This window comes from Bacillus cereus group sp. BfR-BA-01430, from assembly GCF_022663115.1.
GTDB classification, from domain to species: Bacteria; Bacillota; Bacilli; order Bacillales; family Bacillaceae_G; genus Bacillus_A; species Bacillus_A cereus_BD.
In genome coordinates this window covers 1-12,920 of sequence record NZ_JAKUEW010000018.1, presented here as the reverse complement: position 1 = coordinate 12,920, position 12,920 = coordinate 1, and the positions used below count along the sequence as shown (strand labels likewise).

Below are 12,920 nucleotides of genomic sequence, written 5' to 3'. Positions count from 1 at the left end.
CACCCCTTATTCAATCGTAGTTTTACGAATTTCCTTTTTAAGTTGTAAAAAAAAGAGAAGGATCCTCATCCTTCTCTCCATATTACTTCTTATAGCACTTCCGCATGTCCATTATAAACAATTCCGCGAGCTGCATCAACTGTTACTTCTTGGCCATTTTTTAAAGTTTCTGTTACACTGTTTACGCCAACGATAACTGGAATACCGATTGAAACACCTACAACAGCTGCATGGCTTGTTAAACCGCCTTCTTCTACAACTAAAGCTGCCGCTTTTTCAATTGCAGGAATCATATCTTTATCAGTACTTGTTGTAACTAGAATATCTCCTTCTTTTACGTTCGCTACAGCCTCAGCTGCTGTTTTCGCTACAACCACTTTACCTTTTGCCGCTTTACGACCAATCCCTTGTCCTTTAGCGATTTCTTCGCCAACAACATGAATTTTCATTAAGTTTGTTGTACCTGTTTCAGCAACTGGAACACCAGCTGTAATAACTACAGTATCACCAAGTCCGATTAGACCAGCATCCATACCTGTTTGAATAGCAGTATCTAACATTTCATCAGTAGACGCCGCACGTTTACTAGCCATAAACGCTTGTACACCCCAAACAAGCGCAAGACGACGGCATACTTGCTCATCAGATGTTACAGCTACGATTGGAGATTTTGGACGGTATTTAGAGATCATTTTTGCAGTATAGCCACTTTCAGTTGGAGCAAAGATTGCAGCTACATCAAGAGCGATTGCTGTATGTGCAACAGATTGACTAATCGCATCTGTAATTGTTGGTGTAAGCTCTTTAATACGTTTCTTGAACATATCTTTATATTGTAATGACTTCTCAACGCGTGTTGCAATATTCGCCATCATCGTTACTGCTTCTATTGGATATTGCCCTGCTGCAGTTTCACCTGAAAGCATGATTGCATCTGTACCGTCAAAGATTGCATTTGCTACGTCACTTGCTTCCGCACGAGTCGGACGTGGGTTACGTTGCATAGAATCTAACATTTGTGTTGCAGTAATAACTGGTTTGCCTAATACGTTACATTTTTTGATTAGACGTTTTTGTACTAATGGCACTTCTTCTGGTGGAATTTCTACACCCATATCACCACGAGCTACCATTAAGCCGTCAGAAACTTCTAAGATTGAATCGATATTATCGATACCCTCTTGGTTTTCAATTTTTGGCACGATTTGGATATGTTGTGCATTATGTTCTTCTAATAATTCACGAATTTCTAACACGTCAGCTGCTTTACGAACGAAAGATGCTGCGATGAAGTCAACGTTTTGCTCGATACCGAAGATGATATCTTTTACGTCTTTTTCAGTAATACCAGGAAGCTTAATGCTTACGTTTGGTACGTTTACACCTTTTTTATTTTTTACAATACCGCTGTTTAGTACTTTTGTACGGATATTTCCGTCAGCTTTCTCGATTACTTCTAGCTCGATTAAACCATCATCGATTAGAATGCGAGAACCTGGATTTACATCGTCATATAAACCAGCATAAGTTACTGAGAACTTTTCTGCAGTTCCTAATACTTGCTCAGTAGAAATAACTACTTCTGAACCAGTTGTTAGCTCAGCTTGTCCGTCTACGAAGTCGTGTGTACGAATTTCTGGACCTTTTGTATCAAGTAAGATTGCAACTGTTTTACCAGTCTTTTTAGACGCTTCACGAATGTTTTTAATACGTGCTCCGTGCTCTTCATGGCTACCATGAGAGAAGTTTAAACGAGCAACGTTCATACCAGCCTCAATTAACTGTTCTAATTTCTCAATATTTTCACTAGCAGGACCTATAGTACATACAATTTTTGTTTTACGCATATTGCACCTCCGAAATTTCTGAAACCGTTCCCAAATATCTGACATTACGTCGATTAGATGGATAATTCTTTTGATAATTCATACATATCTGTATCAATTACATGTGTTTGAGCTAACGCTTCGATAATATCATGATCAACTAGTTTGTTGTTTTGAATACCAACGCAACGTCCGCCCTTGCCTTCCATTAATAATTCAACTGCTCTCGCGCCAAGGCGACTCGCTAATACACGGTCTTGTGCACTTGGTGATCCACCACGTTGTACATGACCTAATACTGTTACACGAGTATCAAAGTTTGTCGCTTCCTCAATTTTCTTACCGATGTCAATCGCACTTCCAACACCTTCAGCTACAACAATGATACTATGTTTTTTACCACGTTCGCTACCGCGTTTTAAACGAGCAATTACATCATCCATATCATATTCTACTTCTGGAATCAAGATTGTCTCTGCACCATCAGCTAAACCAGCCCATAATGCGATGTCTCCAGCGTGACGCCCCATTACTTCAATAACGTATGTACGTTCATGAGATGTAGCTGTATCACGAATTTTATCAATTGCATCAATAACAGTATTTAAAGCCGTATCGAATCCAATTGTAAAGTCTGTTCCAGGAATATCATTATCGATCGTACCTGGTACACCTACACAAGGGAAGCCTTGCTCTGTCAATTTTTTAGCTCCTTGGTAAGAACCGTCTCCACCAATAACAACAAGTCCTTCAATACCAAGTTTCTTCAATTGTTCGATTCCTTTTTCACGAACAGCTGGATCTTTAAACTCAGGGCATCTTGCTGTATATAATTTCGTACCACCACGGTGAATAATATCGCCAACGGAACCAAGTTCTAATTTTTCAATGTGACCAGAAATTAGACCAGCATATCCATGGTAGATACCATATACTTCAATATCATGGTAAATCGCTTTACGAACAACCGCACGAATGGCAGCGTTCATACCAGGTGAATCTCCACCACTTGTTAATACACCAATACGTTTCATTTGTACTCACCTCAAAAAGATTATTTGCCTTATAATAAAATAACATGAAGAAATATAAAAATACAATGGAGAAGATGTGTCTTTTCACAATAAAAACGTGCATTCGCGAAAGGGAACGCACGCTTTTATTATTTTACCCAAATGGAAGCGTTTGAAAACGAAACTTGCCCAATTTTCATATATTTTTCATAACGTTTTTCAATTAATTCGTCTTTCGAAATACCACTTAATTGTTCAAACGTTTTCTGCAACACAACATTGATATTTTCTGATTGCTTTAAAATATTACGATGCGCTCCGCCTCTTGATTCGGGAATAATTTCGTCAATTACACCTAATTCTTTCAAATCAGCCGCTGTAATTTTCAATGCTTCCGCAGCATCTCTCGCTTTTGTCGCATCTTTCCAAAGAATGGTCGCGGCACCTTCTGGACTAATGACAGAATAAGTGGAATTTTCTAGCATATAAATGTAATCCCCTACTCCAAGACCTAAGGCACCACCGCTACCACCTTCACCAATAACAATACAAATAACAGGAACAGTAAGACCCGCCATTTCAAATAAATTGCGAGCGATCGCTTCACTTTGACCACGTTCTTCAGCCGCTTTCCCTGGATAAGCACCTTTTGTATCAATAAAACAAATAATTGGACGATTAAACTTTTCCGCTTGTTTCATTAAACGCAGCGCTTTACGATAGCCTTCTGGATGAGGCATTCCAAAATTACGGCGAATATTTTCCTTCGTATCTTTCCCGCGCTGATGCCCAATTACAGTTACAGGCATGCCATTATACTTCGCAATGCCGCCAACAATCGCTGCATCATCACCAAAGAAGCGATCTCCGTGACATTCAAAAAAATCAGTAAATAAGTGCTCAATATAATCAAGCGTCGTTGGCCTTTCTGCATGCCGAGCAATTTGAACGCGATCCCAAACCTTCATATTGCCGTATATTTCTTCCTCTAAATTTTCTAGCTTATCTTCCAAAATACGAATCTCCTCACTGAAATCCATCTGGCTGTGTTTCGTATATTCTTTTAGTTCATGAATTTTATTTCTTAGCTCAACAACCGGTTTCTCAAATTCTAGTTCTGCCATACAGCCATTCCCTCCCCTTGATGAACTTCTAAAATCTTGCGGAGTGATTCTCTCATCTCATTGCGATGCACAACGGCATCCAATTGACCGTGTTCTAACAAAAATTCTGCTGTTTGGAAATCTTCTGGGAGTTTCTCACGCACTGTTTGTTCAATAACACGTCTACCAGCAAAACCAATCAGTGCACCTGGTTCTGCAAGATTATAGTCACCAAGTGAAGCGAAACTTGCTGAAACTCCGCCCGTTGTCGGATGCGTCATAACAGAAATAAATAATCCTCCAGCATTACTATATTTCTTCAAAGCTACACTTGTCTTTGCCATTTGCATTAGACTTAATATACCTTCTTGCATACGAGCACCACCCGAAGCAGTGAAAATGATAAACGGCACTTGTAATTCATATGCCTTTTCGACTGCACGTGCAATTTTTTCGCCTACTACAGAGCCCATGCTGCCCATTCGAAAACGAGAATCCATTACTGCCACAACAACAAGCATTTCATCAATTGTTCCCTCACCTGTCACAACCGCTTCATTTAATTCTGTTTTCTTTCGATCGTTCTCTAGTTTTTCTTCATAGTTTGGAAACTGAAGTGGATTTAAAGAAACCATTTCTTTATCATATTCACGAAATGATCCTTCATCCAATATACTGTCGAGACGTTCCCATGCATTCATCGGATGATGATATCCACAGTTCACACATACTTTTAAATTTTTTAGAAGCTCTTTTGTATACATAATTTTTTTACATTTTGGACATTTGGTCATAACACCGTCCGGTACATCTTTTCGTACTTGTTCTGAAGGAATTGCAGCGTACTTTTTCTTTTTCACGAATAAATCTCTTAGCACAATTTGACCCCCTTTGTTGAGAGCTAAGGTTAGGAAGAAAATGGGGCTAACACCAAAAATCGATGTTAGCCTTCTTTTCTTAATCTGTCTAATAACCTCTCTCTTTACGTTTAACTTTAACCGCTATGCGGTAGATTGTTTGTCATAACGTGTCATGGTCATTTCGACAAATTTTATACATTACGAGTGAAACTGTATTTTCTCTATCAATTCATCATAAATGTTCAGTGTCTCTTCTTCCTGTTTTGCTTCCAAAGCTTTGTACAGTTTTCTATATCCCTCTATAGAGTCTATTAATACTTTACAAGAAAGGGTTGCCACATAATCATTTACAATCATCCAAATGCGATATAGTAAATAGTTATCCACTTGTTCAATAAGTGTTTTGAAAAACGTTTGATGAAACGCTTGAATTGAACTTTCCTGTCTCTCAAGCGCCTGTTTTAATTTACTTAACACCGTAGAGAATGTATCATCTGATAAATTACAGACAATCCGAATCATATCTTTTTCAATTAATCGTTTCGTTTGTAATAAATCCTGTCTTGTTTTTTCATCTTGCAATAAAAATGGTGCAATTAATTGAACGAGACCATTTTCATAAAAGTTACGAATAAACGTCCCTTCACCGCGCCTTGTTTCAATTAATCCTACCAGTTCTAAAGCACGCAATGCTTCTCGTACAGACGAACGCCCAACATTCAAACGTGCACTTAACTCACGCTCTGATGGCAAACGGTCACCTGCAACTAAACCATCCTCCTCCATAATGGAGCGGATTTTCTTTACAATTTCGAGGTATACTTTTGTATTTGATGATGTCAATTAAAACTCCTCGCTTATTCGTTACCAATCAACGCTAATCGTTTTGTTTTCTCAGCAACTTCATTTGGATCTACTTGACGACGAGCTACCCCTGTTTCCATCGCAGCTTTCGCTACATAAGCCGCTACCTGAGGCGCTACACGCGCGTCAAATGGCGCCGGAATGATATAGTCTTCATTTAACTCATCAGCTGTTACAAGCTCTGCTATAGCTGCTACAGCTGCCATTTTCATTTCTTCGTTAATTTGGGTAGCATATGCGTCAAGTGCACCACGGAAAATGCCAGGGAATGCTAACACATTATTTACTTGGTTCGGGAAGTCAGAACGACCTGTTCCAACAACCGCTGCACCCGCTGCTTTTGCCGCTTCTGGCATAATTTCTGGAACCGGATTTGCCATTGCAAAGATAATTGCGTCGTTATTCATCGTACGAACCATTTCTTCCGTTAATGCACCTTCCACAGATACACCGATGAATACATCCGCACCTTTTATAACATCCGCTAAAGAACCTTCTACACGGTCTTTATTTGTATATTTTGCAACTTCTTCTTTCACTGGATTCATACCAACAGGGCGGCCGTCGTAAATCGCTCCTTTACGGTCACACATAATAATGTCGCGCACACCGTAGCGGTATAAAAGTTTAATAATCGCAATACCCGCTGCACCTGCACCATTTGCCACAACTTTAATATCAGACATTTTCTTTCCAACTAGCTTCAGAGCATTTACAAGACCTGCCACTGTTACGATAGCCGTTCCGTGTTGATCATCATGGAACACAGGAATATTCGTTTCTTTTTTCAAACGTTCTTCAATAATAAAACAGTTTGGAGCTGCAATATCCTCTAAGTTTACACCACCAAAGTTTGGCTCCATTAATTTTACAGTTTCAATAATTTTTTCTACATCGTTTGTATTTAAGGCAATCGGGAATGCATCTACGCCAGCAAAGCTCTTAAATAATACCGCTTTACCTTCCATTACAGGTAGAGATGCTTCTGGTCCAATATTACCAAGACCAAGTACTGCTGTCCCATCTGTTACAACAGCTACCATGTTTCCCTTCATTGTATATTCATATACCTTACTTTTATCGTCATAAATTTCTTTACAAGGTTCTGCAACCCCTGGAGAATATGCAAGACTTAAGTCTTTTGCATTTTCTACTTTTACTTTTGATACAGTTTCTAATTTTCCTTGATGCACTTTATGCATGTGAAGTGCTTCTTCACGAAGTGTTGACAAACTATCCACTCTCCTCAAATTATTCTTGCTGCTATCAATTTTTCCGAGTGGTCTGACCACGAACACTACTACTATAATAATCGAACTATAGGGGCGTTGTCCATTATATTTTTACGACCACATTTTCCTTGCCGACAATTTCACGAAGTGTTCTTAAACATTCCTCGCTCGGATGGATTGACAAACTACGAGATAATTGTACCACTTTATGTTCCTTTTCATAATAAATTAGTACTTTCGCAAAACCTGAATAGTGAAATAATATTTTTGTAACTTGATTGAATAACTTCTTATCGTACTGCGAAGGTAATTTGACATAAATGGATGCGTCTTTCATTTCGTTATATACATCCATTTGTTCTAATGAATAGAGCCCGTTTATAATCCACTGTAATTTATTATTTCTAGATTCAACCGTTCCCTCAACAAGAACAATTTCTCCTTCTTGTAGCCTTTCTGAAAAATGAATGTATGTCTCTGGAAAAACAACCGCTTCCATTTCATCGTTATGATCACAAAACGTAACAAACGCCATTTTTTGTAATTTCTTTGTACGAATGACTTTCACTCTTGTAATATAAACAATCGCACGTTGTACTTTTCCTTTTTGTCTCATTGCTTGCGCAAGAGAAGGAATTTCTAATTCTTTTACTAAGCTTGCATACTGAGCTGTCGGATAACTTGATAAATAAAAACCAAGCGTTTCTTTTTCCTTATTCAATTGTTCGATAAAAGACAACTCTTTCCCTTGCACGTAAACTGATTTTGGTACACTTTCTTCCCCTAATTCACGCGCAAGACTTGCGTACTCGAAAGCACCCTTTATGCTGTTAAACAAAGTTGTTCGTGAAACTTGAAAGTCATCGAAACAACCAGACCAAACAAACGCCTCTAAATTGCGCTCTGTTACAAATTTCACTGGCATTCGAAGACAAAAGTCAAATAAATCTTGAAACGGTGCTTTCTCTCTTTCTTCAATCAAAGCAGTCACTGTTGCCATCCCAATATTTCGAATGGAAAGAAGGCTATAACGAATCGCATTTCCTTCAATTTGAAAATGATAGCTACTTCTATGAAGTGATGGCGGCAAAACACGAAAACCCTTTCGTTTTGTTTCGCGTATATATTGCATAATCTTATCTTCATTTCCAATTGCACTTGATAATAAAGCAGTCATAAACTGAAGTGGATAATTCGCTTTTAAATATGCAAGTTGATACCCAATCATACTGTACGCCACCGCATGGCTTCGGTTAAAACCGTAATTTGCAAATCTAACAATTAAATCATAAATTTTCTCCGCAGATGTTTGATCATATCCATTTTGTAAACAACCTTGCACAAAATGCTTTCGCTCTTCCTCTAAAATATCTCGACTTTTTTTACTGACTGCACGGCGAAGTAAATCCGCTTCCCCAAGTGAAAATCCAGCCAATTTAGAAGCAATTTGCATAATTTGTTCTTGATAGACAATTACGCCATATGTACTCTCTAAAATCGGTTTCAAATCTGGATGTAAATATTGAATGTTTCGTCTTCCATGTTTAGATTCAATAAAGACCGGAATTTGTTCCATCGGTCCTGGGCGATATAAAGAGTTGACGACAACGATATCTTCAAATTCGTTTGGCTTTAACCCACGAAGTACATTTCGCATGCCACCTGATTCAAGCTGAAATACCCCTGTTGTATCTCCTCTTCCGAGCAATTGAAATGTCTTTTCATCTTGGAGCGATACATTCCTTATATCAATTTGTTTTCCAGTCGTTATTGTAATAAAAGTAAGAATATTTTCAAGCAATGTTAAATTGCGCAACCCTAAAAAGTCCATCTTTAGTAGACCAAGTTCTTCTAAAACATCCGCTGGATATTGCGTTACATATACATCATTATGCCCTTCTTGAATCGCAATACTTCTTGTTAGGGGCTCTTGACTCATAATAACGCCAGCTGCATGAATAGACGTATGACGCGGTAATCCTTCCACACGTTTTGCAATTTCAAACACACGTTCATGCAAAAGATTTCCTTGAATAAAATCACGAAGAGCCTCTGACTCCTCATAAGCTTCTTTTAATGTAATTCCAAGTTTCGACGGAATCAGTTTAGAGAACAAATCAATATCTCGAGGCGGCAATCCCATTACACGAGCAATATCACGGATTGCTGCTTTTGCAGCCAGTGTTCCGAACGTAACAATTTGAGCAACACGAAGCTGGCCGTATTTGTCCTTTACATAACGAATCATTTCATCGCGTCTTACATCAGGGAAATCAATATCAATATCTGGAAGCGTAACACGTTCCGGATTTAAAAATCTTTCAAATAATAAATTGTATGCAATTGGGTCAATATCTGTAATTTCTAGTACATATGCGACAAGTGAACCCGCTGCCGATCCACGTCCTGGCCCTGTTAAAATCCTCTGTTCATGTGCATATTTCATAAAGTCCCATACGATGAGGAAATAATCACTGAACCCCATGCGAGAAATAACCTCAAGTTCATGATATAAACGGTTCATATGTACCTCTTTTGGTGTTCCATAGCGCTTGTATAGTCCCTCTTCACAAATTCGGCGCAAATAAGCATCGCTCGTTTCATTAGTAGGAACAGGAAATTCCGGTAATTGATTCACATGAAATGGAATTTCTACATGGCAATGTTCTGCAATATGGATGGTATTACGAAGCGCGTCTTCCACATGAGAAAATAAGGCTTCCATTTCAGCTGATGATTTCAAATAGTACTGATCCGTTTTCAATCTTGGTCTATCCGGATCCGTCATTTTTGTACCGCTCTGAACAGATAATAAACATTCTTGTACAAGTGCATCGCTTTGATTAATATACCGAACATCATTTGTTGCCACGATTGGAATATTCATGTTTCTGACAAACTCTGCTACTTTTTCTTGCAACAATAATTCATCTTGAATTGCATGATGCTGCACACTCATATAAAAATGTCCAAACATATTTTGATACGTGCGGGCAATTTCTTCTGCAAGCTCCTCTTTTCCTTGCAATAATAATTGTTCAATTTCTCCATCTTTCCCTGGTGAAATTGCGGTTAATCCTTTCGCATAATGGACAAGCCACTTTTTAGGAATTCCATCTTTAGACTTTGTCATAATCGTGCTAGAAATTTTCAATAGATTTTGATAACCTACTTCATTTTCAGCCAATAAAACAAGTGGATAAGCGCGTTCTTCTTCCTCATTCAAAACGGAAGCTGTTAATCCGATAATCGGCTTTATCCCCATCTTCTTACATGCTTTATAAAACGGAATAACTCCGTACATCACGTTTTCATCTGTAATTGCAAGAGCTGAAAACCCAAGTTCTTTCGCTCTGACCACAAGTTCATCAATTTTACAAGCACTTTTTAACAAACTATAAACGGTTTGACATTGTAAATGCACAAACTTCACTGTTGTACCCTCTCTTTACCTATTTGACTACTTTCATTATAGGTGATGAGGAAAGGGGAAATCAAAACATACTTCTCACACTTTGTCCATATATATGAAGAGGAAAGGGGAATGACAATGGACATAAGAGAACAAACTTTTTTCTCTCTTCTTATTATTAGTTACTTTATTGCCTTTGGAGTCCTACTCGGCGGCTCGTTAATCGGAGGAATTGGAGCATTTCTTATCGGCAAACCAGCCCTTACCTACATCAATCAATTCGCACAAAACTTACGAATTTGGGCACTGGTAGCGGCAATTGGTGGCACTTTTGATACGTTTTATAGCTTTGAGAGAAGTTTTTTTGAGGGAGATATGAAAGATATCGTGAAACAAATTTTACTTATCTTCTTTGCAACAGGCGGCATGCAAACTGGTCTTATTATTATTAAATGGTTAACGCAGGAGCATGTATGAGAGTTCCCAGCGCTTCTACTGCCAAACGATGGTATTTATTTTTAGCTGGTGCTGCTGTTGGCGGTGTAATTAGCTGGTTTATCTTCCTCTACATATATGGCATCTTCCAACAAGAACAAGCTAGTCAACTTGCAGAGCAAAAGTACATTATAAATAAACAAGAAGAAAAACTACGTGTGCTTCTTGAAGATCAAGATAAACTAAATAAAGAGAATAAACGACTCTTAACAATCCAAGAAATTAAAATAAAAATTATCAACGGGGAAAAATATGACTTAGACAACCTCACACTTGAGAATATGACTACTTCTATTCATAACGACCTCCAGCATCTTTTAACGAAAAATATTCAAAGTATCGCCAAAAATAAAGAACTGCTCAAAAAATTAATTGAAAATAAAACTTACAAACATTACGATCGTATGTATCGCTTTAAAGTCGACATGATTTCTTTTGATACTGTACTTGAAATTAGTGTTCATATAGAAAAAGAAAAGTAGAGCCTTTTCGCTCTACTTTTCTCCTCAGTCTATTGAAATGATTCCAACAACGATAGGAGGCATTCCCCCTACTTACTTGCAAATGGCACGTAAATCTTCAAAAAGGCGATCTGCTTCTTCCCAAGAAAATACTTTCGCACCAGAAGCCATCGGATGTCCCCCACCATTATATTGCATTGCTAAAGTATTAATAACAGGCCCCTTCGAACGAAGACGAACACGAATCACATCGTCCTCTTCTAAAAACAGAACCCACGATTTTAATCCATCAATATTACCAAGCGCTCCTACAACGCCAGATGCTTCTGAAGGAAGCACATCAAATTGTTGTAATATTTCTTTCGTTAGCTTAATATAGGCCGCACCTTCTTCTGTCATCGTGAAGTTTTGTAAAATGTAGCCGTTTAAACGAGCAATTTTCTCTTTCGTTTTATACATTTCATCATATAATTCAGTAAATGTAACACCCATTTCGACAAGTTCACTGACATAGCGGAACGTTTTTGCGGTTGTATTTGGAAATAAGAAACGTCCTGTATCTCCAATAATTCCCGCGAAAATAAGACGTGCTGCTTCCGCTGTCATTTTTAAGCCTTTCTCTTTCCCATAAGAATAAAACTCGTAAATCAATTCACTTGTAGAGCTTGCTGTTGTATCCACCCATGTAATATCTCCATACGGGTCTTCATTTGGATGATGATCAATTTTAATTAACATCTTCCCTTTTGTATAGCGCTGATCACAAACACGTTCCTGGTTTGCTGTATCACAAACAATAACAAGTGCATTTTCATATACACTGTCTTCAATCTCGTCCATTACTCGTAAATACGATAAAGACGGTTCATTGTAACCAACCATATAAATATTTTTTTCTGGAAACGATTCTTGCAAAATTGTTCCAAGCCCACATTGGGATCCTAATGCATCTGGATCTGGACGCACATGACGATGAATAATAATTGTATCAAACTCTTGGATTGCCGCTAAAATTTGTTCATGCATATGTATAATCTCCTTCTTATCAATCGATATTTATATACTCTATTTTCACTTTATTCTCCATTATAGCGGAAAATATTTCATACATGCGAACAATTCCTTTATAATATAAATCAGAAAGTTTAGATTTTTACCACTTATACTTATCATTCTGCGGAGAAACAGAATATGCAAAATAATGGAGGGATTGTATTATGCCAGTATTAGTCTTTTGTATTATCATCTCATTTATGTTGTATCTTTTCTATAAAACAAAATATTTTCGTACAAACCGTCCAATGGAGAAAGGCTGGCTTTCCGGAAAATCGGCAATGGCACTCGGTTCATTCGTTTCTTTATTTGGTTTCAATCAATTTTTCCTAGAACTTTCTACTGCACGAATCATTGTCGGTGCATTATTTCTCTTATTTGGCATTGCAAGTATTGTAAATGGTTTCCGTCAATATAAGCATTTCTTACCTCTAGCTGTAAAAGAAGCAGAAGCTTATAAAACAATGTAATATAAAAAAGCATCGGCTATTTGAACTGTACCCTATAAAATGGACAGTTTAATAAAAAGACCTTTAAAAATCAAGCACTTAAAAGATGGTTCCGGTATTGTACCGGAGCCATTTTTTTGAGTGTCCATTGA

General features: G+C 37.8%; 11 protein-coding genes. 3 read left to right on the top strand and 8 right to left on the bottom strand.

All coding sequences use genetic code 11. The annotated features are described in order from the left end of the window. Window positions 1-89 precede the first annotated feature (89 nt). The 7 genes from pyk to dnaE all read right to left on the bottom strand — a co-directional run bounded on the left by pyk (window position 90) and on the right by dnaE (window position 10,331). Entirely contained in the window at window positions 90-1,847 is a 1,758-nt protein-coding gene (gene pyk / locus MR058_RS20155; RefSeq protein WP_242145531.1) for a pyruvate kinase, read from the bottom strand. A 53-nt stretch (window positions 1,848-1,900) separates the two neighbouring features. Next, complete coding sequence (gene pfkA, locus MR058_RS20150; RefSeq protein WP_242145530.1) at window positions 1,901-2,860, bottom strand: 6-phosphofructokinase; 960 nt, start codon at window positions 2,858-2,860, stop codon at window positions 1,901-1,903. 128 nt (window positions 2,861-2,988) lie between these two features. Further along, on the bottom strand, window positions 2,989-3,963 hold the full coding sequence (gene accA / locus MR058_RS20145) for an acetyl-CoA carboxylase carboxyl transferase subunit alpha (protein WP_242145529.1): 975 nt from the start codon (window positions 3,961-3,963) through the stop codon (window positions 2,989-2,991). Further along, window positions 3,951-4,820: an acetyl-CoA carboxylase, carboxyltransferase subunit beta gene (gene accD, locus MR058_RS20140; RefSeq protein WP_242145528.1), complete on the bottom strand. Its 870-nt coding sequence runs from the start codon at window positions 4,818-4,820 to the stop codon at window positions 3,951-3,953. The genes accA and accD overlap by 13 nt, the downstream gene beginning before the upstream one ends. A 180-nt stretch (window positions 4,821-5,000) precedes the next feature. Next, window positions 5,001-5,645: a FadR/GntR family transcriptional regulator gene (locus MR058_RS20135; protein WP_242145527.1), complete on the bottom strand. Its 645-nt coding sequence runs from the start codon at window positions 5,643-5,645 to the stop codon at window positions 5,001-5,003. A 14-nt stretch (window positions 5,646-5,659) separates the two neighbouring features. After that, a complete protein-coding gene (ystJ, locus tag MR058_RS20130) occupies window positions 5,660-6,868 on the bottom strand; it encodes an NADP-dependent malic enzyme (RefSeq protein WP_242145560.1) in 1,209 nt (402 codons plus the stop codon). 133 nt (window positions 6,869-7,001) lie between these two features. Beyond that, window positions 7,002-10,331, bottom strand: a complete 3,330-nt coding sequence (dnaE, locus tag MR058_RS20125) for a DNA polymerase III subunit alpha (RefSeq protein ID WP_242145526.1) — start codon at window positions 10,329-10,331, stop codon at window positions 7,002-7,004. Between the two features lie 117 nt (window positions 10,332-10,448). Here dnaE and ytrH point away from each other — a divergent pair, with 117 nt between their 5' ends. Together ytrH and ytrI are read left to right on the top strand one after the other, a co-directional pair. Beyond that, on the top strand, window positions 10,449-10,787 hold the full coding sequence (gene ytrH, locus MR058_RS20120; RefSeq protein ID WP_012095749.1) for a sporulation membrane protein YtrH: 339 nt from the start codon (window positions 10,449-10,451) through the stop codon (window positions 10,785-10,787). Next, window positions 10,784-11,287, top strand: coding sequence for a sporulation membrane protein YtrI (gene ytrI / locus MR058_RS20115; RefSeq protein WP_242145525.1), 504 nt, complete (start codon window positions 10,784-10,786; stop codon window positions 11,285-11,287). The genes ytrH and ytrI overlap by 4 nt, the downstream gene beginning before the upstream one ends. A gap of 72 nt (window positions 11,288-11,359) precedes the next feature. Here ytrI and MR058_RS20110 read toward each other — a convergent pair whose 3' ends face one another. After that, window positions 11,360-12,292: a DHH family phosphoesterase gene (locus tag MR058_RS20110; protein ID WP_242145524.1), complete on the bottom strand. Its 933-nt coding sequence runs from the start codon at window positions 12,290-12,292 to the stop codon at window positions 11,360-11,362. 191 nt (window positions 12,293-12,483) lie between these two features. On the opposite strand from MR058_RS20110, the gene MR058_RS20105 reads away from it, so the two are divergent. Then, entirely contained in the window at window positions 12,484-12,789 is a 306-nt protein-coding gene (locus MR058_RS20105; RefSeq protein ID WP_242145523.1) for a YtpI family protein, read from the top strand. Window positions 12,790-12,920: the final 131 nt, after the last annotated feature.